This window comes from Epilithonimonas sp. (assembly GCF_056329745.1).
The window spans coordinates 1-26,279 of sequence record NZ_JBWEYV010000021.1 but is presented as its reverse complement, the minus strand read 5'-3'; the positions used below and the strand labels follow the sequence as shown (position 1 = coordinate 26,279).

The window sequence follows — 26,279 nt, the reverse complement described above, 5'->3', positions numbered from 1 at the left end:
ATTAAATGTTCCACGTGGAACATTTTTAAATTTTAAACAAAAATGATTTCAGAAACATACGACGTAATTGTGGTTGGCGCAGGCCATGCTGGTTGCGAGGCGGCTGCTGCAGCTGCTAATCTAGGTTCAAAAACACTCCTTGTCACAATGAATATGCAGACCATTGGACAAATGAGTTGTAACCCTGCAATGGGTGGTATTGCAAAAGGGCAAATTGTTAGGGAAATTGATGCAATGGGCGGTTATTCCGGCATTGTTGCGGATAAATCTGCTATACAATTCAAAATGCTAAATCTTTCCAAAGGTCCAGCCATGTGGTCCCCAAGGACACAAAACGACAGAATGCTTTTTGCAGAAGAATGGCGTTTAGCACTGGAAAACACGCCTAATCTTGACTTTTTTCAGGATATGGTAAAACAACTTATAGTGGAAAAAAATCAAGTAACTGGCGTTGTAACATCATTAGGAATCCAGATTAAAGCTAAATCTGTTGTTCTAACCAACGGAACTTTCCTCAATGGATTAATCCACGTTGGAGACAAGCAATTAGGCGGTGGCAGAATGGGAGAACCTAGAGCTTTTGGGATCACAGAACAGTTGGTTTCTTTAGGTTTTGAAGCTGGAAGAATGAAAACCGGAACACCACCAAGAGTAGACGGAAGAAGCCTTGACTACTCTAAAATGGAAGAACAAAAAGGTGACGAAAATCCTCAGAAATTCAGCTATTTAGATACGCCTAAGTTAACAAAACAGCTAAGCTGTCACATCGTCTATACCAATGAAACCGTACACGATATTTTACGCTCAGGTTTCGACAGAAGCCCAATGTTCAACGGAACCATCCAAAGTACAGGACCAAGATACTGCCCAAGTATAGAGGATAAAATCAACCGTTTTGCAGAACGAAACAGACACCAGCTATTTGTAGAGCCAGAAGGCTGGAAAACGGTTGAAATATATGTTAATGGATTCAGTTCCTCTCTGCCGGAAGATATTCAAATCAAAGCTATGAGACATATTCCCGGCTTCGAAAATGTGAAGGTTTTCCGTCCCGGTTATGCCATAGAATATGACTACTTCCCTCCTACCCAACTGAACCATACTCTGGAGACCAAACTGGTTGAAAACCTCTATTTCGCAGGACAAATCAACGGAACAACAGGTTATGAGGAGGCTGCAGGACAAGGTTTAATTGCCGGAATCAACGCCCATAATAAAGTGCACGACAAAGTGGAATTCATTTTAAACCGCGATGAAGCTTATATAGGTGTTTTAATCGATGATCTGATTACCAAAGGAACTGAAGAACCGTACAGAATGTTCACTTCTCGAGCAGAATACAGATTGCTTCTAAGACAGGACAATGCGGATATCAGGTTGACAGAAAAAGCTTATAAATTAGGCTTAGCCAAAGAAGAAAGACTTAAAAAAGTAGAAGACAAAATCTCTAAAAGCGAAGAATTAGAATCCTATTTGAAGGAAACTTCCCTCAAACCAGGAATGATCAATCCAATACTAGAATCTATAGAATCTTCGCCTGTGGATCAAGCCTACAGGGCTGCTCAAATCCTTACCAGACCCAATATGACCTTGGACAAATTAGAAGATATTACAGAGATAAAAGAGGTAGCTTCTAACTACACAAACGAAGTGAGGGAACAAGCAGAAATCAATATTAAATACAGAGGTTACATCGAAAAAGAAAAGGAAAATGTTGCTAAACTTAACAGATTAGAAACCATTAGAATTCCTGAAGATTTCGATTATTCTAAAATATCATCCCTTTCTACCGAGGCAAAACAAAAAATGACTAAAATACAACCCAAAACAATTGCCCAAGCAGGCAGAATCAGTGGGGTTTCTCCAGCAGATATTAATGTTCTGTTAATCTATTTGGGAAGATAATTATTTAATGTTCCACGTGGAACATTAAATTTATAATTCATAATTCTACTAGTTTTTAAAAGTGGATATTGAATATTAAACTTTGAATTTAAAATGAAAATTAAAGACCATTTTCTAACTCAGGAAACCTTTGAAATTAAAGAAACGGAAACAAAAGGTGTTTTCAAAACCTCCCCTATTCCATCCAATATTTCCAGATATTATGAAAGTGAAGATTATATTTCCCACCATCAGGATTCGGGAAGTTTGAAGGAAAAACTATACAAATTTTTACAGTCATTTAATCTCAGATACAAAAAAACGATTTTGCTGGATCGTATAAAAAAAGGAGCAAATGTTTTAGATTACGGTTGCGGTGCCGGCGAATTTGTAAAATATATAGAAAATGATTTCCAAACTTTTGGATTTGAACCTAATTCTGATGCCAGAAATGCAGCAATCAAAAAGACAGTAAAAGCTAAAATTATTGATAATATTGATTCCATAGAAAATGAAAGTCTAGATGCTATTACGCTTTGGCACGTTTTCGAACACATCGAAAATCAAAGTGAGATGTTGGAAATATTTAATCAAAAATTAAAAGAGAAAGGTTTGCTAATTATTGCTGTTCCCAATCCAACGTCGCACGATGCTAAACATTATAAAGAATTTTGGGCGGCGTATGATGTTCCGAGACACATTTATCATTTTTCAAAAAAAGGGATGGAAAATCTGATTTCTAAAAATCCAGATTGGAAATTGAGAAAAATCAAACCACTCCTACTCGATTCATTTTATATCTCTATGCTGAGTGAAAAATATAAAAAATCGCCTCTTTTTTGGCTAAAGGCAGTGGTTCAGGGAACGATTTCTAACGTAAAGGCTATTTTTAACTCCGAATTTTCAAGTTTGATATACATTATCGAAAAAAAATAGAAAATCGATTTTTAAGCTATTTCTGAAAGCCAATTTTAAGACATTTTCTTTATAATTTGTTAATAACTAAAAAAATTAGAGAAAATCTATGAATAATTAAATTCTGTAATTAGGAGCTGAGAATGGCTTAAAAAATTTTTCCTCGGAGATAGAGAAGTACAGGCAAAATAAAAACCGACAATTTTATTGTCGGTTTTTCATATTTATAAGAAAATTAAGAATTATTGGTTGATGGCTGCAACACCAGGCAATTCCAATCCTTCCAAACTTTCCAGCATCGCTCCTCCTCCTGTGGAGACATAACTCACTTTCTCAGAATAACCAAATTGTTTTACAAATGCGACACTGTCACCACCACCAACTAGAGAAAAAGCACCTAATTTAGTCGCCTCAGCAATACTGTCGCCAAGTGCTTTGGTTCCAGCGGCAAAGTTCGGCATTTCGAAAACCCCGATTGGGCCGTTCCAAAGAATGGTTTTAGAATTGAGAAGAACATCGTTAAAAATCTCTCTCGATTTTGGTCCGGCATCCAAACCTTGCCAATCTTCAGGTATTTCTCTAATGTCAGCCACTTTTCTATCCGCTTCGTTATTAAAATCATCGGCAATTACTACATCTGTCGGCAAATAAACCTCTACATTATGTTCTTTTGCTTTTTCCAAGATCTCCAAAGCTAGGTTTAGTTTATCATCTTCTACTATGGATTTACCAATTTTCCCACCCAAGGCTTTGATAAAGGTAAAAGACATACCACCACCAATAATCAGGTTATCGATTGCCGGAAGAATATTCTCTATAATCGTAATTTTTGTAGAAACCTTAGAACCTCCAAGGATTGCTGTTACAGGTTTTTCACCAGATTTCAGAACCTTATCAATAGCAATAAGTTCTTTTTCCATTAACAAACCGAAAAATTTAGTTGAAGGAAAAAACTGAGCTATTACTGCAGTTGAAGCGTGCGCTCTGTGAGCTGTCCCGAAAGCATCATTAACATAAGCATCGCCCAGTTTTGATAATTGCTCTGCAAAAGCCACACCACCTTTTTCCTCTTCATTATGAAAACGCAAATTCTCCAACAATAGAATTTCGCCTGGTTTCAGATCTTTGGCAGCCTGCTCTGCCTTTTCTCCTACACAGTCTTCTACAAACTTCACTTCTTGGCCAAGAACTTTTGAAACTTCTCCAACAATGTGTTTAAGAGAAAATTTATCACTCACTTCTCCCTTTGGTCTACCCAGGTGTGTCATCAAAATCACGGAACCTCCATCATTTAGGATTTTTTCAACAGTTGGTTTTACTGCAGTAATCCTTGTATTATCGGTTACATTAAGATTATCGTCCTGCGGAACGTTGAAGTCTACCCTTACTAGGGCTTTTTTGTTTTTGAAATCGAAATCTTTTATTGTTTTCATATATAGATTGATATTATTTCTCTTTTACAACAGCGGTGGCAAATCTGTTTTTTGATACAAGTAATTCTTTTAATCATACAAAGAATTCACTTAAAACTTGGATTGCTTCTGCTTTCATTGTTTCACAAATTTAAACTTAATTCTTTCCCGTTGGAAATTTTATTCTCAAAAAAATTCCACAAACTTTTCTTACAATCATAAACATCTTTTTTTTCTTTTATTAAAAAAATAAGATTGTAGTATATTGTTGTAGGCGAGAGTATGCGGAAAAAAAGAAGGCTATTATTTTACCACATAAAATGTCTAATAACTGGTAGGTTTTTAACAATGTTAATTTATTGTAAATGAATTGATTATTAATGTTACCAACAATTGTTTATAATTTTTAAAATCTGCCGATATTTAAAACATCAATGCGGATAAAAGCGGATAATCCCCGATAAAACTTTTCTGAAAATTTTTGAGAGTCGATGTGTAAAAATGTGCATTACAAAATTAATAGAACTTTTGAAAGCTTTATTTCGCCAAAGTTATCCACAGGTTTTCTAACAATTTTTAACATTATATTGTCATTTGTTAAAAAGTTAGTTAATATTTTGCCTTTATGTTTTTAATGGCAATTTGATTATCCGTAATTCCTAACACAATTGCAAAGATATCTGTTTTCCTTTGCTCAGTAAGAACGCTGAGCAGTCAAATTATGTTTCGAGTTTATTGTATAAAGTATTGGTCAAGTTTGTAAAATAAGTCCTAATTTTATGCTTGAAATAAATCCTTAAAAAAAAGTCAATGCGAAAGATTGCAATAGCCGCCGACCACGCCGGTTTTGAATACAAAGAAATCTTAAAAAAACATCTCGAAACCCAATACCAAGTACAGGATTTTGGTACTTACTCGACCGATTCTGTGGATTATCCGGATTTTGTACATCCTGCAGCAACATCTGTTGAGAATGGAGAAAACGAATTGGGAATTCTCATCTGCGGCAGTGGCGAAGGTGTTTCTATAACAGCCAATAAACATCAAAAGATCCGCTGTGCACTTTGCTGGATGCCGGAGATAGCTGCTTTGGCAAGACAACACAACGATGCCAATATGATTGCTTTGCCTGCAAGGTTCATTGCCAAAGAACTGGCGATTGACATTGTAGAAAAATTCCTTAATACCAATTTTGAAGGTGGAAGACATCAGAACAGGGTTGATAAAATTGCATTTTGTTAATACAGATTAAGACTTACCTTCGTAAGTCTTTTTTATTGGAAAACAGTTAGTAAAACCAGATTATTATTAAAGTTGTATCTTTGCATCGCATTTCACAAAGAGAAGATTCAATCTCGGGAAACTAATAATTAACACAAAGGTTTCCAAAACTCCCCTATTTTACTTTATCTTTATTCAATAATTGATCAGTTAACACAAGTGGCATAGTGCTGAGGTGCAGTCATAACAAAGAATTTTAATGAAAAACAATAAACATATAAGTCATAAAAACGAACAGAAACTTCTGGATCTTGGAAGAAAAATCCTTCGTTTTATGAATCAGAAAACATCCAAAATCTACAATTATAAACAGATTGCGGATGGCATAGACTATAAAAACCCAAGACAGCGTGAACTGGTTATACAAGCGCTTCACAGGCTGTTGGCCAATCAAAAAATCAAGGAAACCGAGAAGGGAAAATATATTATCAACCTTAATATAGAAGGCACTTTAACAGGTATTATCGATTTCAACCAATCTGGTAATGCTTATGTGGATGTAGATGGGATAGACGATGATATTTTTGTCCATCAGAAGAATGTGAAAGACGCTTTGCAAGGCGATAAAGTACTTCTCGTAACCTATAATTTTAAAGGAAAAAAATTAGAAGGCTCGGTTGTAGAAGTCTTGGAACGGGCAAAAGATACTTTTGTCGGAACCTTCCAAAAGATTGAGCATAAGGATTTCGGTTTTGTCATTTTTGATAAAAAAACGATGAATACCGATATGTTCATCTCCAAAAACCATTTCAATAATGCCAATGATGGCGATAAAGTGATTGTCAAAATGGTGAAATGGGAACCGGGCAGCAAAAATCCGCAGGGTGAGATCATAGAAGTTTTAGGTGCGCCAGGCGAGCACGAAACCGAGATCCACTCTATTCTTGCAGAATATGGTTTGCCATATAATTTTCCGCCGGAAGTAGAACACGATGCCGATAAAATTGACCGAAGTATCAATGATGATGAAGTTGCAAAACGCTGGGATATGCGGGACATCTGTACTTTTACGATTGATCCAAAAGATGCCAAAGATTTTGATGATGCCTTGTCTATCCAGCAATTGGAAAACGGGCATTGGCAAATCGGCGTTCACATTGCAGACGTTTCTCATTATGTAAAACCGGGAACCATTTTGGATGACGAGGCTTATGCGCGAGCAACGTCGGTTTATTTGGTAGACAGAGTGGTGCCAATGTTGCCGGAAGTCTTGAGTAATGATGTTTGTTCATTACGCCCTAACGAAGATAAATTCACGTTTTCTGCGGTTTTTGAGCTGGATGAACACGCAAAAATCCATAAACAATGGTTTGGCAGGACGGTCATCCATTCGGACAGGAGATTTTCCTATGAAGAAGCGCAGGAAAGAATAGAAACACACGAGGGCGATCTTACCAGAGAGATTTTGCAATTGGATAAACTGGCCAAGATTCTTAGGTCAGAACGTATCAGGAATGGTGCAATCACCTTTGACAGAAGCGAAGTAAGGTTTAACCTGGACGAGAATCACAACCCGATTGGCGTTTATTTCAAGGTTAGCAAAGATTCCAACCATTTGATTGAAGAATTTATGCTCTTGGCCAACAAAAAAGTATCCGAATTTGTTTCCCTCAACAAAAGAAAAGAACCTACTGGCAATACATTTATTTACCGAATCCATGATGATCCGGATCCTGCCAAATTAAAATCTTTGCAGGAATTTGTAGGGACTTTTGGCTACAAAATGGATTTGGCCAACACCAAAAAAGTAGCCGAATCCCTCAACAATCTTTTGAAAGATGTTAAAGGAAAAGGTGAGGAAAATATGATTGAAACCCTGGCTATGCGCAGTATGAGCAAAGCGGTTTATTCTACAGACCCAATTGGGCATTATGGGCTTGGTTTCGAGTATTATTCGCATTTTACATCACCTATCCGCCGTTATCCGGATCTTATTGCGCACCGGTTGTTGCAGCATTATCTTGACGGAGGCAAATCACCTAACAGGGAAGAAGTGGAAGAGAAAGCCAAACACTGTTCTGCGATGGAACGCCTTGCAGCAGATGCCGAACGGGATTCGATTAAGTATATGCAGGTCAAATTTATGGAGAAACATATTGGCGAGTTTTTCACAGGTGTTATCTCCGGCGTTGCCGAATATGGTTTCTGGGTAGAGATCCCGGAAAATGGGGCCGAAGGGATGATAAAACTTCGCGATTTGGTAGATGATTCTTATAATCTTGATGCTAAAAATTATGCGATTGTTGGTGCAAAAACCGGCCGAACTTTCCAGTTGGGAGACGAGGTAAAAATCAAGGTTGTAAAAGCCAATCTCATTGCAAAACAATTGGATTTTAGAATTGTTGACTAGTATAATTCTGATATGTTAAAAGTAAAATGTACTTTTGCTTTTCTCAAACATTATACTTTTTACAAAAAACAATAATGCTCGAACTCATTTTATACGCTATAGGATTAGGAATTATGCTAAGCTTGGTCTTTATTGGGCCGATATTTTTCCTCCTGATAGAAACCAGTTTTTCACGGGGACCACGCCACGCCATTGCCCTTGACTTGGGTGTGGTTTCCGCTGATATGCTTTGTATTGCGGTCAGTTATTATGCCAGTGCAGACCTTGTTTATCTAATAGACAAACATCCTGGTTTTTATAAAATATCAGCTTTTCTGATTTTTATTTACGCATTATATATGTTGATTTCCAAGACCAAAATGCACATGGAAGGTGAGGAAAAACTCATTGGTCAAAACTATTTCAAGACCTATTTCAACGGGTTTTTACTTAATCTGCTTAATATTGGCGTCGTCTTGTTTTGGTTGGTTACCGTAATTTCTGTTAGAAATGCCTATCCAAGATCTCAGGATTTTGTGCTATACATAGGTATTGTCATTGGTACATATTTGCTCATAGATCTTGCCAAGATTTTATTGGCTAAACAGTTTCACGACCGTCTAAATCAACGCGTTGCTAATAAGATTAGAACGGGAGTTGGCGTTATTTTGGTGTTTTTCAGTATCTTTATCTTTCTTCAGAGTTTTAAAAAATTTAACAGTTTTGAGGAGAAGCTTGAAAAGGCAGAAAAGCAGAAGCCTAAAAAACTCCATTGATTTTGATGATTTTTCTTCTGTAAATAGGAAACAAAATTTTGCCAGTTAAAGCTGGTTTGCGATCTTTGATGGATATCCAAAATAAATGCAAAAGATCATCCTCCCAAAATCACTCAAAAAAGGAGATAAAATAGCCATTATTTCTCCGGCAGGTTCAGTAGAATCCACTCAATTAGAATCCACTTTAGGGTTAATCAAACAACTGGGATACGAGCCAATATTGGGCGAAAATCTCTACGCAAAATATCAAAATGGCTATTCATACGCCGGAACCGAAAAACAACGTACAGATGACCTTAATTGGGCATTAAATGATAAAGATGTTTCAGCAGTATGGACTTCCCGTGGTGGTTACGGTTGTCAGCAACTGGTTCAGCATATTGATTTGACCCATTTTAAAAAAGATCCCAAATGGCTGATTGGCTACTCCGACGTGACGGTTTTACAAAGCTTTCTTTATAAAAAAGGTTTTGCATCCATCCATGGGCAGAGCCTGAAGACCTCAAGCTTTGGCTTTTCCGGCGAGGGTTATCAGCTAATTTTTGATATTCTTACAGGTAAAAGACTTAATTATCAAGTCGATTCTAATCCTAACAATAGAGCAGGAGAATCTAGCGGAACGCTGGTTGGCGGTAATCTCGCTTTGATTTATGCACTTTTGGGAACGCCTTATACATTCGATTTTAAGGATAGAATCCTTTTTATAGAAGAGATTGGCGAGAACTTCTACGCATTGGACAGAATGCTGATGAGCCTAGAATTAGCTGGTGTTTTCAAGAAAATAAAAGGATTAATCGTTGGTGGAATGACCAACATGGGCAAAGAAGGTGAGAATAAAAGTTATGAAGAATCTTTTGATCCTTTTGCTTATAAACTTATTGCTGAACGTGTTTCCCACTATGATTTTCCTGTGGCTTTCGGGTTTCCGAACGGACATATTTTTGATAATAGGCCTTTAATCATCGGCTCAGAAATTAAGCTGAAAGTGGGTAAAAAGATAAGTATAGAATTTCAGCCTTTGGTCAGTTAATTTGATCTTCAATTATTCATCATTTATCATTTATAACACAATGGCAGATCATAACGAATTTGGCAAAATAGCAGAAGATTTGGCAGTTGATTTCCTGACAAGAAATGGCTACAAAATTCTTGCACGCAATTTCCGTTACCTAAAAGCTGAGATTGACATCATTGCCGAATTCGAGAATAAAATCATCATTGTAGAAGTTAAGGCTAGGAATACCGATGCTTTTCTGGAACCGCAGGAAGCGGTTAACAAGAAGAAAATTAAACTGTTAATTCCTGCTGCCCATTACTTCATCGAAGAAAATAATTTGGACAAAGAAGTTCAGTTTGATATTATCTCTGTTCTCCCCAACAAACAAAAAACTTTGGAAATCCATCATATTATTGATGCTTTCCAAAGTTTTGAAATATAACCTTAAAGCCTAAGAGAACATAAATTGATAGATAATGGATAAATCTATCATCTATCTGTCTATTATCTCAAAAATCTAACTTATTTAATCTCAACACATCCTACTCTACCGCCTGCATTACCAGTTGGTTGTGTATGAAAATCATCCACACCGGAGTGAATTACAATGGCTTTTCCGATGATGTTTTTAGATGGATCATCACATCCCAAGCACCATTTATCTGTCGAAAAAACCAATTTTGCAACGCCATCTTTGTCAGCTTTTAGGTTTCCAATGTCGCCCATGTGAAAGTGTGTGCTATCCCATTTACCGTGCATATCTTTACTAGGATTCCAGTGTCCGCCTGCCGAAGAAGCATCTGTGGCACTACAATCGCCAAACTCGTGGATGTGTACGGCATGCAGCCCAGGTGTCAATTTGTAGACGTCCAGATCCATTTCAACTGTGCCCTTCTTTTGGGTAAATTTTGCCGTTCCCTGTGTCTCTGTATGAGATTTTGGACGAATCACATAATTTTTTGAAACTGTTTTACAGGATGCTAGCGATAGCCCTGCTAGTCCAATAAGTATTAAATTTTTCATGAGTTTGTTTATTTGTTAAATGCCTTGTAACAAATTTAGAGCCAATATTTTTCAAAATTGTTTTACGTGGAACTTTACCATTCGGTTTAGGATAATGACGGTTCAGTCAATAATTATTTTAAAGCATGAAAGTCAAGAATATCTTTGAGTCAAAATCAAGATCCAATGAAAAAACTTGCTAAATTTTATTCTCTTTTATTATTAATTATGAGCCTTAATATCTTTTCGCAGACTACCATCTCCGGAAAAGTGACTTATAAAAACAGGCCAGTCAAAGATATTAATATAACTCTGAAAGATACTTATGATGGTGCTACAACAGATATCAATGGTAACTACACTTTCACTTCCTCGGAAACGGGAGATCACGTTCTGGTTTTTGCAGGAACTAATTTTGATGAAGTTAGTATTCCAATAAAAGTTGAAGGTAAAAATTTGTCTGTCAATGCCAATATGAAGGCGCAGATCAACGAAATTAATGCCGTTGTGATCTCTGCAGGAAGCATAGAAGCCAGCGATAAAAAGCGCGCCACCACATTGCTTACACCAATTGACATATACACTACGGCAGGAGCCAATGCGCAAATCACTTCTACGCTTGGGTTTTTACCGGGAGTGCAAAAAGTGGGCGAGAGCGAAGGCTTGTTTGTGAGAGGCGGCACAGGAACAGAAACAAAAATCTTTATGGATGGGAATCTGGTGAATAATTATTTTACCAATTCGGTGCCTGGGATTGCCGGCAGAGACCGTTTTAATACGTCACTGTTCAAAGGAAATGTGTTTTCTACAGGTGGTTATTCTGCACTTTATGGGCAGGCGCTTTCTTCGGTTCTCATTTTGGAAAGTGTTGATTTGCCGGAAACAACATCTTTTGATTTTGGCGTTTCTCCTATCTTCTTAAGTGCCAATTACCAAAAACTAAATACGCAAAAAACGGCTTCTTGGGGCGTTGCGGGTGGATATTCTAATTTGGGATTAATGGGAAAACTGTTTAATTTCAATACAGATTTTGACCGTTATCCGCAAGGCTATGGCTTGGACGGTAATTTCAGGATCAAGACCAAAAAAGGGGGTTTCATCAAATATTATGGAAGTGTGGATCAAAACCAAATGCGTATAAATACCACAAGTCTGGATACGGAAAATGGAAGCAACACGATTAATCTTAAAGGGCAAAATATGTATCATAATTTGTCTTATAAAGAAAAACTGGGGAAATACCTGCTTAACATCGGCGGTTCCTATACGTATAACCTTAATAACCTGGATTTTTCAACGAATGTTAATGGAGCGGAATTAGTAAAAACGCCTATTAACACCAGAGCTAATTACATTAATGCAAAGGCGGTCCTAGAGCGGAAAATAAACAGGAGAAGTATTGTACGCGGCGGTTTTGAACTTAATAATGCAGATGAAAACATGCAATACGGCAATTTTGAAAGGAATTATAAGGATTTGATTTCGGCGATCTTTGCAGAAACGGACTTGATATTTACCAACAACCTGACGGCAAAAGTGGGTGCCCGCGCCGAGCATTCTTCTTACCTTGATCAATGGAATATAGCACCGCGCGCTTCCCTAGCATACCGTATTTCCCAAGGTTTTACCACTTCTTTGGCTTATGGTATTTTTTACCAAAACCCCGAGAGCAAATACCTTTACAGCAACAATTTCGATTTCCAGCGGGCAGATCATTATGTCTTTCAGATTCAAAAAAATTCGGATGGACGAAATTTGAGATTCGAGGCTTTTTACAAAAAATATGATCAGCTGATTAAAACCAAATCTATAACCAATACACCCGCTGCCAATAATATGTATTACCAGATTGCCGATAACAATAATGGAAGCGGATATGCAAAAGGGATAGAGCTGTTTTGGCGGGATACAAAAAGCATCAAATCGATTGATTATTGGCTGACTTATTCTTATCTGGATTCCAAAAGGGATTTCTTAAACTATCCTTTTAGTTTAGCTCCTAATTTTGCGTCCAAACATACCATCAATGCAGTAATGAAAAAATTTGTAATGGATTGGAAAACTGGTTTTAACTTGTCATACACCTATTCCAAAGGCCGCCCTTATTACGACATCGTCTCCGATAATGGCGAAAACATCATCCGCCATCAGGGGAAACTGAAAGACTATAGTGCGCTTAATTTTAGTATGAATTATCTGCCGGGCCTTGGTAAAAAAGATGCAAAAGCGTCTACAGTTTTTGTGTTAAGTGTCAATAATATCCTAGGGAACAAAAATATTTATGGGTACAATTATTCTGCTGACGGTGCAAGGAGAACTGCTGTGGTTCCGCCGGTTAATACCTTTGTTTTTGTGGGCGTTTTTGTAAGTTTTGGAGTTGATAAAACCAATGATGCCATTAATAATAACCTGTAATTAAACTCAAAAAGGATAAAAAATTTTCCATCATTAAATCTTATTAATATCAAAAATTAACCACTCTTTTATCTATTTTTGTTGGATGTCTCAGCATCCCGGATTTCATAAGATAGATCAACTCGCTGGTCAAAAAGAAGCTTTCTTTTTTTTGATCAGTTTTTTGATGGATGAGATTAGGATTTACAGTCAAAGCGATATTGATAATCAAAAAATATTAATAGATTTTCCAAAGCTGAAGAATTATAGTTTTGAATCGGAATCATCACCGGATTTTAGCTGGGAAAGCAAGCCACAGCATATTGATTCTTATCAGAAAGGCTTTGATTTGGTCAAAGATAATCTAAGGAAAGGCAATTCTTACCTTACCAATTATACAACAGAAACTGAGGTTGAAACCGACCTGAGTCTGGAAGAGATTTTCAAATTCTCCAAAGCCAAATACAAAGTCCTGGTACCGGATGAATTGGTCTGTTTTTCTCCTGAAACGTTTGTAGAAGTAAAAGATAATCAGATCTTTACACATCCTATGAAAGGGACGATCGATGCGGATGAAATGGATGCCGAAAACAAATTGAGAAGCAATCCCAAAGAAGTTGCGGAACATTATACGGTGGTTGATTTGTTGAGAAATGATCTCAGTATGGTGGCAGATGAGGTGCAGGTAAAGGATTTTCAGCGCATCGATTATATCAGGACAAGGCAAAAGAATCTCTTAGCTATGAGTTCTGAAATCCAGGGAAACGTAAAACCCGAATTCCAAAACAAAATAGGAACAGTATTAGAGTACATTTTGCCCGCGGGCTCCATTTTAGGCGCACCTAAGGCAAAGACGCTGGAGATCATCCATAATGCGGAGCAGTACCAAAGAGGCTTTTATACAGGCATTGCAGGTTATTTTGACGGCCAAAACCTGGATACCTGCGTGATGATTCGTTTTATTGAAAAAAGAGGCGGAAAGTTCTTTTTCAAGAGTGGTGGTGGGATAACCCACAAGAGTGATTTAGTCAGCGAATATGAGGAAATGAAAAACAAAATCTATGTCCCGATTTATTGAAAGTATCAAGCTGGAGGATCAGAAACTCTTCTTGACCGATTTGCACCAGAAAAGGATGAATGATACGTTTTCCCATTTTGGGAAGACTTGTAGCATTGATATCCGAAGTCTTTATTTTTCGCTGGAACATGATGAGGACGGACTTTTCAAATTCCGTATTGAGTATGATCTGGATAACAATTACAAGACCCAGATTATACCTTATCCTATTATAGAACTGGATGATTTTGAACTGGTTGTGGACAATCAGTTGGATTACCGTTTTAAATATGCTGACCGTTCTGTTTTTCAGCAGCTTAAAAGTAAAAGTCCTGCAGACGAAATTATCATTATCAAAGATAATCGGGTGACGGATACATCCTATTCCAACATTCTTTTTTTGAAAGATAAAAAATGGTACACGCCCAAAAGCTACCTTCTGAATGGCGTGATGCGCCAGCACCTTTTAGCCAAAAAGAAGATTAAAGAAACCGAGATTTCATTGGAAAATATAAAGGAATTTTCTCATTTTCAGATCATTAATGCCCTGAATGACTTTGATGATATGTTCATCTACCCTATCGAAAAAATAATTAATCTTCCAAGGGAAGAATCAGATTTGGAGTTTTAGAACAGGAGTAATTCCATTTGGGGAAGAAAACGGTTTTCAATCGAAGAACTTAATTTCGCGTAAGTTTTAAAACCAAATTTTTTATAAAAATTTTTTGCATTGGGATCAGCGTCCAAAATGATTCTCTGGATATCCATATTTTTCGCTTTTTCAATGGCATCGTTTATCAAAAATTTTCCAATACCTGAACCAATAAATTGAGGCAAAATGAATAAAAAATCCAACTTAAGGATATGTTTGTCGATCTTTAAAAATGAATAAAAACCAATGATTTCTCCTTTTGATGTCAACTTGAATGTTTCATTTTTGACAATATATTCTGGCGAAATTGTTAAGTCATCCTTCCATTGATCCATTATTTTTTCATCATAGCCCCAAAAAGATTTCCCTAAATAAGTTATATTAGTTAGGGCAACGTGGTCATCTATTTCGGCTATTTCAATCAGCGTAATTTTTTACTTCAACGCTTCAAAATACTGTTTCAGCACATCAGAATTGTTGCAGTCGCCAGTCATGATTTCCAGGATTTTGGGTTTAGAATCCGGTTTGTAAAAATTAGGTAAAACACGGTCTAGGGATAGTTCATCCTCTACACGGATGTAATCAAAACCAAAGTTTTTGGCTAAAAGTTCTGCATTCCTGTGGTGTGTAGTGGCGATAAATTCATCCAAGGCATTTGTACCGCTTGGCCCAGGAATGATCCTGAAAATATTACCCTCGCTGTTGTTGAAAATCACAATCCTCGTATAGGGCGGAATGTAGCGGTTCCAAAGTCCGTTGATATCATAAAAGAAAGACAAATCACCAGTGACCAAAATTGTAGGCTCATCTTCCATCATGGCAAATCCCATGGCGGTAGATGTACAACCATCTATCCCGCTGGTGCCACGGTTGCAATAAACGTCAAACTTTTGAAAATCGAATAATTGGGCGTACCGGATGGCCGAACTGTTGGAGAAATGAACTTTGTATGCATTTGGAATCTGTTGTGACAAAATTTTAAACACATAAAAATCCGAGAAAGGGGCTTTGTTTAGAAATTCCGCATGCTTGGCATCTTTTTTATCCTTGAGGGTATCCCAAAGATTAAAATAAGGTCTAGGTTCCAGATTGATAGACTTCAACAATTGACCGAAGAAAACTTCGGGCTTGGTTTCAATTTTTTGGCTCAGTACATAATACGTATCCGGTTGCCAGTACGCATCCACGTGCCAGTGTTGCTTGGGCTTGGCCTTTCTCAGGAATTGTTTTACCCTTTTAGAGACCACATTCTGGCCAATAGTGATGAGCAGGTCAGGCGCATAAGTTAGATAATCTTCCTCAGAAAAATCTGTGATATAACGGTCTATGTGGGCGAAAAATTTCTCATGTGCCAGGTTGGAGTTCATCTCCGTCAGGATCACTACTGTGTGATTCTTAACCAGCTGAGCCAATTGGGTTTGCAGTTCCGGGTTAGGAGCCAGTGTGCCGGCCAGGATCAGGATTCTTTTGGAAGTATGCCAGTCTGCCACAAGGTTGGATGGCAGCTCGTAATTTTTTTTCTGAATTGTTTTTTCCACCTCAGGCATTACAGGAAGTTCCTCGATGAGGTTGTAAAGCGGCTCGGCAAGCGGAATGTTGATATGCACCGGCCCGCTTTTTTCTATACACAGCTCAACCGCTTTTTTTACAGTTTCAAAATTATAATCATCAGCACCGTCTTTGTCATCTTCCAACAACTCAAAATCGCCGTAAGAATGCTGCTGAAAGATATTTTTTTGACGGATAGTTTGCCCATCGAAGATGTCCACGTAGTCGGCAGGCCTGTCAGCTGTCAGTATCAGCAGCGGGATATTCTGGTAAAAAGCTTCCACCACGGCCGGATAATAGTTGGCTGCAGCAGAACCACTGGTACAGGTAATGGCAACAGGTTTTTTAATCGATTTGGAGATGCCTAAACCTACAAACGCAGCAGATCTCTCATCCACAATACTGTAACACTGAAAAGCATCTATCTCCGAGAAATGAATGGCCAAAGGGGCATTCCTAGATCCCGGGGAAATAATGATTTTGCCAATGCCGTATTGTTCGAGAATGTGAGCGAGAATCTGGATGCTGCGTTTTGCGGAATATTGCTTCATTGGGGAAAATTACTGAGAAAAAATTCAGTTTGCAAATTTAATCAAAAGCAATTTAATTCTTTCTAAAACAATCTCAATTGCTGCGTCTTATTTCCAGTAAAATGTTCGGTGGTGAGAACAGCTCTTTCCTGATTATTGAAGAACTTTTTCTTCCCGATTTCAAAGGTTTTATGAATCATTTCTGCAATATTGCCTTGGCCTTGGTAACGCTGGAAAAACCGCTTCTCACCAAGGTTCCCGCCACGCATGGAGCGGATGAGGTTCAGCACTTTATCTTTTCTGTCGGGGAAATGCGCTGCCAGCCATTGGACAAAAACAGGTTCTACAGTGTCATTCAGCCGAACCAAAGTATAGCCACAACTTCTGGCACCGGCTTCGGAAACAGATTTCATAATGTGCAGACTCTCATCACTTGTCAAGCCCGGGATGACAGGCGCAATCATCACATTCACAGGGATATTTTTCTCGGATAAAACTTCAATCGCTTTCAGTTTGTTTTTTGCAGTTGAAGTTCTTGGCTCCATCACCCTTCTTAAATCTTCATTAAGTGTCGGAATACTCATCGAGACCGAAATCAGATTTTTCTCTGCCATTTTTTCAAGTATATCCAAATCCCTCAGAATCAAAGCGTTTTTAGTAATAATAGAAACCGGATGCCTATAATCCAGACAAACCTGAAGCAGTTGTCTGGTAATCTCAAATTGCCGCTCAATCGGCTGATAACAATCTGTATTGCCGGACAGCATAATGGGTTTTGGTATATAGGATTTCTTCTGGAACGTTTTTTCCAAAAGTTGCGGCGCGTTTTTCTTAACCATCAGTTTTCTTTCAAAATCGACTCCGGCGCTATAACCCCAAAACTCGTGAGTTGGCCTGGCAAAACAATAGGAACAGCCGTGTTCGCAGCCTTGATATGGATTCATAGAATAATCCATCGGCAGATCCGGGCTTTTCACCACATTGATAATGGTCTTAGGAAAAACTTCGGTCACCTGAGTCTTGATTTTATCCAATTCATCATCTTCCGGCTCGAAGGTATATCGGTCGAAGCGGTTGATAACATTGCGCTGGGCACCTTGCCCTTTTGGAATTAAATCTGACATAAGTGGATGAAAATTAACGTAAAGGCACAAAGAAAAGTGATTAATAAATCTGTTTTAAGTCGCAAATTTTTGCGTCTTAAAGAAGTTAATAAGGGAGAAAACTTTGCGCCTTTGCGATAAAAATGATTGGAATTGCAGTTCCAAAATTATCATTAGAAAAATAAAACCTGTCTTAAAAATGGGTAAAGTTTTCCACAAAAAATTCCGGCCTTTTGAAAAAACCGGAACCAAAAATATATTGATAATTGAATGTTAAAACTTATAAAAAAGCGTCCAGCTCAACGCCATCTCCCGGCGAGGCGTAGGTTTTAGAAGAATCTCCGAAAAGTAGATGATGGTCTGAATACTCGCTATTGTAGATTTTGTTTTTAAAATATTTTCTAGTGGCGATAACACTCAAAACAGCTACTGTTCCGAAAAGTCCTGCGAATAGTATTTCAAAATTTCTCTTCATAAAAAAATAATTACGGGCATCAAAAAGCAAATAGTGTTCCCTTTTTTCTTAACGGCATCTTAATCTTTTCACCATTCAGTTGGATATTTTTACGAGTCGGTCATTAATAATTGCTATTGTTTTGGGATTTAGAATAATTTTGATGCAACAATTAAAGATCATGACTAGAAAAAATTTTTTAAACATCTTTTGGATATCATTTGCTTCGGGATTATTCTTTTTTACATTCTTTAATCCCAACAGAAGTATCCAAAACTTGATTTTCTTTGTCTTGGTATCCCTCATGTACTCACTTGTCTTGACATTGGGAAATAGTTTGACCAATAATTTTTTGAATAGGCGGTATTCGTGGGTGAATGAGACCAGAAAAAGAACTATTTATGGCGTCGTGTTGATTATTGTAGTTAATGTTATTCTTGTTTATCTGTGCAATTACATTGTGTTTGTAGTATTTAGAAAGATGTCGCTTGATGATTTTTTTTCGCAGGAGATGAATTTCACAAACTGGTTTATCATCAATGTAGCATTGTTAATTTCGGCCATTCTGCATGCTAAAGGATTTGTGGAAGAACTGAAAAAGAATACAAAAAAAGAAGTGGTAGAGCAAAAATTGATTGCCAAGTCTGCCAACGCCCAGTTCGAATCGTTAAAAAATCAATTGGATCCGCATTTTCTTTTTAATTCTCTTAATGTTCTCACAGCGTTGATTGATGAAAACCCGCAGCAGGCGCAGAAATTCACAACATCCATGTCCAAGATTTACCGTTACGTTTTGGAACAGAAGGATAAAGAAATAGTGAAGGTAGAAGACGAAATCGAATTTGCGAAAATATATTGTAACCTTCTCAAAACCAGGTTTGAGGACAGTGTTAATTTCTCTTTTGATATTAATCCCGGCGATTTGCAAAAGCTGGTTGTTCCGCTCTCATTACAATTGTTATTAGAAAACTGTATCAAACACAATTTTGCCACATCGTCTAAACCTTTAAATATCAGAATATTTACCGAAGGAAAATTCCTCTGTATCGAGAATAATCTCCAGGTAAGGGAACAGCTGAAAGAAAGCGCAGGGATTGGTTTGGCCAATATTGTCCAGCGGTATGCACTTCTCACCAAAGAAAATGTATTTATAGAAAAATCGGAACAAAATTTCAAAGTAAAAATCCCCATATTAATAGAAAAAAACTCACAAGAAATGACAACTTATACACCACAATCCACAGAAAATATCGCCTACGAAAGAGCGGTAAAAAGAGTAAAGGAACTGAAAGGCTTCTATGGAAACCTCATCTCCTACTGCATTGTTATCCCATTTTTGGCCATTGTCAACTTGATTACTTCTCCCAAAGAGCTTTGGTTTTACTGGCCGATGTTGGGCTGGGGAATTGGCGTTGTGGCCCATGCGATGAACACCTTTGCCATCGGAAAAAATTGGGAAGAGAAGAAGATTAGGGAAATCATGAATAATCAAAAATAACTTTTAAAATCAAATACAATGGAAGATCATAATAAACATAATCCACGTTACGAAATGGCCGTGGAGAGAGTGAAAAAAATAAAAAATTTCTACACAGGGCTTCTTGCATTTGCAATTATTTTTGCGCTCGTTTACGGAGTCAAGTTTTTCCGTAATGGATTTCCTCAGAACCTTGGAGAGATGCAGGTGTCCTGGATTTTTATCATCTGGGGGCTGATATTGGCTATCAAAGGGATTAAATTATTCTTCTTTAATTCGGACTGGGAAAATGATATGATTAACAAAGAAATTAATAAACAAAAGCATGGAAACGTTTAACAACAATGATATCCGGTACAAAGAGGCTGTGAGGAAAGTTAAGAAGCTGAAAGGCTTCTATACCCATCTGGCTATTTACATCTTGGTAAATCTATTTCTTATTTTTGTGAACTGGAGCGAGATTCGTGAAGAGCATAGCATTTGGAGTTGGAAGATTTGGGCAACCCCATTTTTCTGGGGAATCGGCTTGCTGGCACATGCAGGAACTGTTTACTTCCCGGCTTTCTTTTTCGGAAAAGATTGGGAAGACAAAAAAATCAAGGAGTTAACGGATAAATATAAATGATTCTAAATTGATTGTTATGGATAACAGAAAATTCGAAGAAAAATCTGATGAAGAAATCCGCTATGAAAATGCCAAGGAAAGAGTAAGGAAGATTAGAGCTTTTTATGCGCATTTAATCACTTATGTGTCTGTAAATATTGTTATTATAGAATTTAATTTTCTCTATCACCATTTTGGATATTTAAAGATCAAAGTGAATCAATTTTACAGTTTAATAATTTGGGGAATCATTGTTTTGATTCACGCCATATTGATTTTCTTGGGAAGCAATTGGACAAAAAGGAAACTTAAAAACTTAATGAATAAAGATAAATTTTAATTGTATTAAAAATAAAATGATAAGAACAATCATCATAGAAGACGAAAAACCTGCAGTAAGAAGGTTGGAGAAATTATTAGGTTTGTTTGCTGATTTAGAATTGGTTGCAAGCCTTAATTCGGTAGAAGAAGCAGTCGGTTGGTTTAAGGAAAATGAACATCCACAACTGATTTTTTCGGACATCGTTCTGGGCGACGGATTGTCTTTTGATATTTTTGATAAAGTCTCAACCAAAGCGTTTATCATTTACACAACCGCTTTTGACCAATATACGCTGAAGGCTTTCAAGCTCAACAGCATTGATTATCTTCTAAAACCCATAGAAGAAGAAGATTTGGCCAAGGCTATTGAAAAATTCAAATCATTTTTGCCGGAAGAAGGTTTGGTTAATTCTCAGGAAATCAGGCAAATAGTTAGAAAAGAAAAATCAACACTTTCCAGGATCTTGGTGAAAATAGGCTATAATCTAAAGGTCATTTCTATCAATGAAGTTAGTTGTTTTTTCAGCGAGAACAAGATCGTCTATCTTCAAACCAAAGAACGAACCTACCCTACCGATTTTACTCTAGACGAGCTGGAAAATGTGCTGGATGATACCCAATTTTTCCGGGTAAACAGGCAGTTTATCATCAGTTCAAGTTTTATCAAGAACATTCATACTTCCCCCAACTATAAAGTTGATCTGGAGTTTCAGCCCAATGAAGAAATTACGGTTAGTAGGGATAGAGTAAAGGATTTTAAGGATTGGCTTGCGGGATAATAAAACCCTTTCAGAATTTCAAAATCTGAAAGGGTTTACAAGAATAATATTTTTAACCGGTCTTTAGCTAATAACCCCACTGCCAATCAGCTCATCATCTATGTACCAGGCTGCAAATTGACCTTCGGCAATAGCTGATTGAGGATTTTCAAATTCCATATAAAAACCTCCTTCGAATTGATAAATCGTTGCTTTTTCCAAGGTCTGCCTGTAACGGATTCTTGCCAAAACGGCCATAGATTCGCCGTTTTTCAGTTTGAGATCTTCGCGTACCCAATGCACTTCAGAATTATCAATTTTCAAAGCCTTGCGGAACAATCCGGGGAAACTCCTGCCCTCACCCACAAAAATGATGTTGTTCTCCATTTCTCGGGAGATGATAAAACAACTCTCCTTGTGGCCGCCAATTCCCAAACCTTTGCTTTGCCCTATCGTGAAAAACTGCGCGCCCTGATGTTTTCCAATCACTTTACCGTCTTCTTTTTTATAATCAATTTTAGCGGACAGATATTCTAATTCTTCCTGCTTTGAACTGAAAGCCGGCTGAGGTTTCTGATATTCGGAAAAATCACTAAAGATTTCTACAATGTCGCCTTCTTTAGGAACCAACTGTTGCTGAAGAAAAGTCGGCAGACTCACTTTCCCAATGAAGCAAAGTCCTTGGGAATCCTTCTTATCGGCCGTTACAAGTCCTTGTTCTTTTGCGATTTCACGCACTTGCGGTTTCGTTAATTCTCCAATCGGGAACAGCGCTTTGGATAATTGATCCTGGCTTAGCTGACAAAGGAAATAACTCTGGTCTTTGTTGTTGTCTTTCCCGGCGAGAAGGTGGAAAATCTCTTTCCCGTTGTCATCAAAAGTGGATGTGACCCTGGCATAATGACCGGTGGCAACTTTCTCTGCACCCAGCGATAAAGCCGTTTTCATAAACACATCAAATTTCACTTCCCGGTTGCAGAGGACATCCGGATTCGGTGTTCTTCCTCGTTGGTATTCGTCAAACATATAATCTACGATCCGCTCTTTGTAGAGATCGCTCATATCGATGACCTGAAAAGGAATTCCTAATTTTTGTGCGACGAGAAGCGCATCATTACTGTCCTCTATCCAGGGACATTCGTCTTCCAAAGTGACAGAAGCATCGTTCCAGTTGCGCATAAAGAGGCCGATAACCTCGTGCCCCTGTTGTTGTAAAAGATAAGCGGTAACGCTGGAATCTACGCCTCCTGAGAGGCCAACTACTATTTTCATTGATATTCAATTTTACGGAACTCTTCACGGGAGTCCTTAGTTTGATGCTGCAAAAATACGATTAAAACTTTCGCAAAAAAACCATAATTTTAGACATTGAAAAAATCGATATGATGAAAAAAATATTTAGTTTCTGTTTTTTAGCATCGAGCCTTTTTTGTTTTTCTCAGGTGGCCGTTAATTCCTCCTCAGAAAACAATCGCTGGACTTTTGGTGGTGGTTTGGGGTTGGGTTTTGGTAGTGGTGGTTATTTCGGCCTACAGGTTTCCCCAAGAATTGGTTATAAAATAACGGATCAGTTGGAAGGCGGAATCATCGGAAATGTCTCTTGGCAAACTTCCGATTATTATAAATCTACGATGTTTGGTGTTGGGCCTTTTGTTAATTATTATTTCGCCAGGTCCTTTTTTCTTGGTGCCAATCTCCAGCAGTATTTTATTAATTCTAAAGAGAAATATACCAATTACAAGTACAACAGGGATGAAACGGCGCTCTATCTGGGTGGCGGTTATATGCAGAATATTGGCACGAATGCATTTTTGCAAATTGGTGTGATGTATAACGTCTTGTATAAGGAAAAAAGCAGTATGTTTAGCAGTGGATTTGTCCCAACCATCGGTTTTGTGGTAGGATTGTAGATGTAGATTTTTGGGTATAGATATAAAAAATGCCATCCGGTTTGGATGGCATTTTATGGTTAAAAAGCTCAATTATTTTACGCTTTCTTTTTTCTCTTTTTGCGTTTCGCCTTCTAGGGCATCTTTCGCTTCGTTGAGTTTCAGCGTTACTTTTTGGCCTTCGCTGAACTGTTTGTTCACCAACATCTCTGCCAACAGATCCTCGATATATTTTTGGACAGCCCTTTTCAGCGGCCTTGCTCCAAAATCTTTGTCCCAGCCTTTTTCTGCGATGAAATCTTTGGCTTCGTCTGTCAATTCTACCTGGTAACCTAATTTTTCGAGTCGGCTGTAGAGTTTGTTGAGTTCAAGGTCAATGATTCTTCTGATATCAGACTGCTCAAGAGAGTTGAAGATAATAATATCATCAATCCTGTTAAGGAATTCCGGTGCAAATGCTTTTTTCAAGGCACTTTCTATGGTAGATCTTGCTCTGGCGTCAGAAGTGGTTTTCTTCGCATTAGTCCCAAATCCTACACCATCGCCAAAGTCTTTCAGATCCCTTGTTCCGATGTTGGAAGTCAAAATGATAATCGTATTTCTAAAATCAATTTTTCTTCCCAAAGAATCCGTTACGTGGCCTTCGTCCAAAATTTGCAGCAAAATGTTGAAAACATCTGGGTGCGCTTTTTCGATCTCATCCAAAAGAACCACGGCGTAAGGTTTTCTCCTTACCGCTTCGGTCAATTGTCCGCCTTCTTCGTAACCCACGTATCCCGGAGGCGCACCAACCAATCTTGAAACGGCAAATTTCTCCATATACTCGCTCATATCGATTCTGATTAATGCTTCGTCAGAATCAAATAATTCACGCGCCATTACCTTGGCTAATTCGGTTTTACCAACACCTGTTGTCCCTAGGAAAATAAATGTTCCAATAGGCCTGTTGGGATCTTTAAGACCTGCCCTGTTTCTTTGGATGGCTTTCACCACTTTCTTCACAGCATCTTCCTGACCGATTACTTTTCCGTTCAGTTTATCATCCATCTGAGCCAATTTGTCCAGCTCATTTTTACCAACTTTGGTCACCGGTACGCCACTCATCATAGAAACAACTTCGGCCACATTTTCCTCGGTTACTTCCTCTTTTTTCTCCTTAACATCTTTATCCCATTGCTCTTGGGCAAGATTAAGTTCAATTTGGAGTCTTTCTTCCTCATCTTTCAGCTTTCTCGCTTCTAGGTAATCCTGAGCTTTCACGGCTTGCTGTTTAAGTTCCTTCACCTCTTCGATACGTTTTTCGTGATCGATGATCTCTGTAGGCACTTTCATATTCTTGATGTAAACCCGGGAACCGGCCTCGTCCATCGCATCAATCGCTTTATCCGGAAGGAAACGGTCTGTGATATATCTTGCTGTCAAATTAACACAGGCAGCAATCGCCTCATCAGAATAATGAACATTGTGGTGATCTTCATACTTATCCTTGATTTGATTAAGGATCTGAATGGTTTCTTCGATAGAAGTTGGTTCCACCATCACTTTCTGGAACCTTCTTTCCAAGGCGCCATCTTTCTCGATGTACTGTCGGTATTCGTCCAAAGTGGTTGCTCCGATGCATTGGATCTCACCTCTTGCCAAAGCTGGTTTAAACATATTGGAAGCATCCAAACTTCCAGTAGAACTTCCAGCACCAACAATGGTGTGGAGCTCATCTATGAAAAGGATAACGTCTCTGTTTTTTTCCAACTCGGTCATTATCGCTTTCATTCTTTCTTCGAATTGGCCACGGTATTTGGTGCCTGCAACAAGACTTGCTAGGTCTAAAGTGATTACACGTTTTCCATAAAGAACTCTGGATACTTTCTTCTGCTGAATCCTCAATGCCAAACCTTCTGCAATGGCAGATTTACCAACGCCTGGCTCACCTATCAGCAGCGGATTGTTTTTCTTCCTTCTTGATAAGATTTGGGAAACACGCTCTATTTCCTTTTCTCGACCGATAACAGGATCTAGCTTGCCATCTCTTGCCAATGCGGTAAGATCACGTCCAAAATTATCCAAAGTAGGGGTCTTGCTTTTTTGTGACCCGAGGTTACCTGCCGGTTTTCTCATTTGGCTGTATGGTTCCTCTTTTTCTTCGTCATCGTCATAAGCACTGTTCTGAGGCAGTTGATCTGTATTTTTAAGCATTTTTCTATATTCCTTTTGCACCGCATCATAGTCTACATCATAAGCCTGCAAAATGCTGGATGACGGATCTTCCTGTTTATACAAAATGCCTAACAGAAGATGCACGGTATTAATGTCACCAGACTGATATTGGCGGCACTCCAACTCTGATCTTTTCACGGCCTGATCGGCCATTTTTGTAAAAGATATGCTACCCATATTGGCCGTAAAGGGATTGGTATTAACCGCGCTGAGGGTCTCAATTTTCCTCTTTATCTGGGTAAGGTCTGCATTAAGGTTTTCAAGGATTTCCTTTGCGGAATTTTCAGTCTTGATTATTCCTAAAAGGAAGTGCTCTGTATTCAGAAACTCGCTCTGCAAACGCCTTGCTTCATTCTTGCTTTGTTTGAACACGCGGTTCAAACCGTCTGAAAATTTATAATCCATAATTAAAAATATCAACTAAGTTATGTTTTTTATAAATAATTCTACAATAATAAATTGTAAAATTTGAAAATTCTGTTGCAAATTGATTGCCAACCAAAAAAGACTGACTTTCTGACTGGTTTTTATTAATCTGAAAATGTTTAGGTTTGCAGTCCTCAAATTTGAAATGCCGTGGAAAATGCCGGTACTTTTCTAAACAATTTGGGTAAATATCAATTTGGGATTATGAATATCCGTAAGATTGCCTAATAATTTGTATATTTGTGTAATTCAAATT

Annotated in this window: 24 protein-coding genes; 16 read left to right on the top strand and 8 right to left on the bottom strand. The window is 37.9% G+C overall.

Annotation, left to right across the window (positions count from 1 at the left end):
* Positions 1-42: 42 nt before the first annotated feature.
* Positions 43-1,905: a tRNA uridine-5-carboxymethylaminomethyl(34) synthesis enzyme MnmG gene (gene mnmG / locus AC00Y6_RS13500; protein WP_474491135.1), complete on the top strand. Its 1,863-nt coding sequence runs from the start codon at positions 43-45 to the stop codon at positions 1,903-1,905.
* A 93-nt stretch (positions 1,906-1,998) separates the two neighbouring features.
* On the top strand, positions 1,999-2,820 hold the full coding sequence (locus AC00Y6_RS13495) for a class I SAM-dependent methyltransferase (RefSeq protein ID WP_474491134.1): 822 nt from the start codon (positions 1,999-2,001) through the stop codon (positions 2,818-2,820).
* 221 nt (positions 2,821-3,041) lie between these two features.
* Here AC00Y6_RS13495 and AC00Y6_RS13490 read toward each other — a convergent pair whose 3' ends face one another.
* The gene (locus AC00Y6_RS13490; protein ID WP_474491133.1) at positions 3,042-4,232 is read right to left on the bottom strand and encodes a phosphoglycerate kinase; all 1,191 of its coding nucleotides are present in this window, start codon (positions 4,230-4,232) and stop codon (positions 3,042-3,044) included.
* A 789-nt stretch (positions 4,233-5,021) separates the two neighbouring features.
* Here AC00Y6_RS13490 and rpiB point away from each other — a divergent pair.
* From rpiB to AC00Y6_RS13465, 5 genes are all read left to right on the top strand, one after another.
* Positions 5,022-5,453 carry a ribose 5-phosphate isomerase B gene (gene rpiB / locus AC00Y6_RS13485; RefSeq protein ID WP_474491132.1) on the top strand — a complete coding sequence of 144 codons (432 nt, stop codon included), beginning with the start codon at positions 5,022-5,024 and terminating at the stop codon, positions 5,451-5,453.
* Between the two features lie 238 nt (positions 5,454-5,691).
* Positions 5,692-7,842, top strand: a complete 2,151-nt coding sequence (gene rnr / locus AC00Y6_RS13480; RefSeq protein WP_474491131.1) for a ribonuclease R — start codon at positions 5,692-5,694, stop codon at positions 7,840-7,842.
* 74 nt (positions 7,843-7,916) lie between these two features.
* Positions 7,917-8,597 carry a LysE family translocator gene (locus AC00Y6_RS13475; protein WP_474491130.1) on the top strand — a complete coding sequence of 227 codons (681 nt, stop codon included), beginning with the start codon at positions 7,917-7,919 and terminating at the stop codon, positions 8,595-8,597.
* Positions 8,598-8,682: 85 nt separating this feature from the next.
* Entirely contained in the window at positions 8,683-9,627 is a 945-nt protein-coding gene (locus AC00Y6_RS13470; protein WP_474491129.1) for a S66 peptidase family protein, read from the top strand.
* Positions 9,628-9,667: 40 nt separating this feature from the next.
* Complete coding sequence (locus AC00Y6_RS13465; protein ID WP_474491128.1) at positions 9,668-10,036, top strand: YraN family protein; 369 nt, start codon at positions 9,668-9,670, stop codon at positions 10,034-10,036.
* 80 nt (positions 10,037-10,116) lie between these two features.
* On the opposite strand, the gene AC00Y6_RS13460 is transcribed toward AC00Y6_RS13465, so the two are convergent.
* Complete coding sequence (locus tag AC00Y6_RS13460; protein ID WP_474491127.1) at positions 10,117-10,617, bottom strand: superoxide dismutase family protein; 501 nt, start codon at positions 10,615-10,617, stop codon at positions 10,117-10,119.
* 165 nt (positions 10,618-10,782) lie between these two features.
* Here AC00Y6_RS13460 and AC00Y6_RS13455 point away from each other — a divergent pair, with 165 nt between their 5' ends.
* The 3 genes from AC00Y6_RS13455 (at position 10,783) to AC00Y6_RS13445 (ending at position 14,678) form a co-directional block, all read left to right on the top strand.
* Positions 10,783-13,011 carry a TonB-dependent receptor gene (locus AC00Y6_RS13455; protein WP_474491126.1) on the top strand — a complete coding sequence of 743 codons (2,229 nt, stop codon included), beginning with the start codon at positions 10,783-10,785 and terminating at the stop codon, positions 13,009-13,011.
* Between the two features lie 85 nt (positions 13,012-13,096).
* The gene (locus AC00Y6_RS13450) at positions 13,097-14,068 is read left to right on the top strand and encodes an aminodeoxychorismate synthase component I (protein ID WP_474491125.1); all 972 of its coding nucleotides are present in this window, start codon (positions 13,097-13,099) and stop codon (positions 14,066-14,068) included.
* Entirely contained in the window at positions 14,052-14,678 is a 627-nt protein-coding gene (locus AC00Y6_RS13445; RefSeq protein ID WP_474491124.1) for an aminotransferase class IV, read from the top strand. The genes AC00Y6_RS13450 and AC00Y6_RS13445 overlap by 17 nt, the downstream gene beginning before the upstream one ends.
* Here the strand turns inward: AC00Y6_RS13445 and AC00Y6_RS13440 are convergent.
* From AC00Y6_RS13440 to AC00Y6_RS13425, 4 genes are all read right to left on the bottom strand, one after another.
* Complete coding sequence (locus AC00Y6_RS13440) at positions 14,675-15,034, bottom strand: GNAT family N-acetyltransferase (protein ID WP_474491123.1); 360 nt, start codon at positions 15,032-15,034, stop codon at positions 14,675-14,677. The two genes, AC00Y6_RS13445 and AC00Y6_RS13440, sit on opposite strands and share 4 nt — an antisense overlap.
* Positions 15,035-15,133: 99 nt before the next feature.
* Positions 15,134-16,798 carry a 2-succinyl-5-enolpyruvyl-6-hydroxy-3-cyclohexene-1-carboxylic-acid synthase gene (menD, locus tag AC00Y6_RS13435; protein WP_474491122.1) on the bottom strand — a complete coding sequence of 555 codons (1,665 nt, stop codon included), beginning with the start codon at positions 16,796-16,798 and terminating at the stop codon, positions 15,134-15,136.
* Between the two features lie 62 nt (positions 16,799-16,860).
* A complete protein-coding gene (locus AC00Y6_RS13430; RefSeq protein ID WP_474491121.1) occupies positions 16,861-17,901 on the bottom strand; it encodes a PA0069 family radical SAM protein in 1,041 nt (346 codons plus the stop codon).
* 259 nt (positions 17,902-18,160) lie between these two features.
* Positions 18,161-18,355 (bottom strand): hypothetical protein, encoded by a 195-nt coding sequence (locus AC00Y6_RS13425; protein WP_474491120.1) that lies wholly within the window; start codon positions 18,353-18,355, stop codon positions 18,161-18,163.
* A 160-nt stretch (positions 18,356-18,515) separates the two neighbouring features.
* On the opposite strand from AC00Y6_RS13425, the gene AC00Y6_RS13420 reads away from it, so the two are divergent.
* From AC00Y6_RS13420 to AC00Y6_RS13400, 5 genes are read left to right on the top strand one after another with little or no spacing between them, the layout of a single operon-like run.
* A complete protein-coding gene (locus AC00Y6_RS13420) occupies positions 18,516-19,832 on the top strand; it encodes a 2TM domain-containing protein (RefSeq protein ID WP_474491119.1) in 1,317 nt (438 codons plus the stop codon).
* Between the two features lie 18 nt (positions 19,833-19,850).
* Positions 19,851-20,150, top strand: a complete 300-nt coding sequence (locus AC00Y6_RS13415; RefSeq protein ID WP_474491118.1) for a 2TM domain-containing protein — start codon at positions 19,851-19,853, stop codon at positions 20,148-20,150.
* Positions 20,137-20,436 (top strand): 2TM domain-containing protein, encoded by a 300-nt coding sequence (locus tag AC00Y6_RS13410; protein WP_474491117.1) that lies wholly within the window; start codon positions 20,137-20,139, stop codon positions 20,434-20,436. Before AC00Y6_RS13415 ends, AC00Y6_RS13410 begins: the two co-directional genes overlap by 14 nt.
* Positions 20,437-20,452: 16 nt before the next feature.
* Positions 20,453-20,755 (top strand): 2TM domain-containing protein, encoded by a 303-nt coding sequence (locus AC00Y6_RS13405; protein ID WP_474491116.1) that lies wholly within the window; start codon positions 20,453-20,455, stop codon positions 20,753-20,755.
* A gap of 16 nt (positions 20,756-20,771) precedes the next feature.
* Positions 20,772-21,515 carry a LytR/AlgR family response regulator transcription factor gene (locus AC00Y6_RS13400; RefSeq protein ID WP_474491115.1) on the top strand — a complete coding sequence of 248 codons (744 nt, stop codon included), beginning with the start codon at positions 20,772-20,774 and terminating at the stop codon, positions 21,513-21,515.
* A 63-nt stretch (positions 21,516-21,578) separates the two neighbouring features.
* On the opposite strand, the gene mnmA is transcribed toward AC00Y6_RS13400, so the two are convergent.
* Entirely contained in the window at positions 21,579-22,766 is a 1,188-nt protein-coding gene (gene mnmA / locus AC00Y6_RS13395) for a tRNA 2-thiouridine(34) synthase MnmA (protein WP_474491114.1), read from the bottom strand.
* A 113-nt stretch (positions 22,767-22,879) separates the two neighbouring features.
* Between mnmA and AC00Y6_RS13390 the strand changes: the two genes are divergently transcribed.
* Entirely contained in the window at positions 22,880-23,404 is a 525-nt protein-coding gene (locus tag AC00Y6_RS13390) for a hypothetical protein (protein WP_474491113.1), read from the top strand.
* Between the two features lie 72 nt (positions 23,405-23,476).
* Here the strand turns inward: AC00Y6_RS13390 and AC00Y6_RS13385 are convergent, their stop codons facing one another.
* Positions 23,477-26,002 (bottom strand): ATP-dependent Clp protease ATP-binding subunit, encoded by a 2,526-nt coding sequence (locus tag AC00Y6_RS13385; RefSeq protein ID WP_474491112.1) that lies wholly within the window; start codon positions 26,000-26,002, stop codon positions 23,477-23,479.
* Between the last annotated feature and the right edge of the window lie 277 nt (positions 26,003-26,279).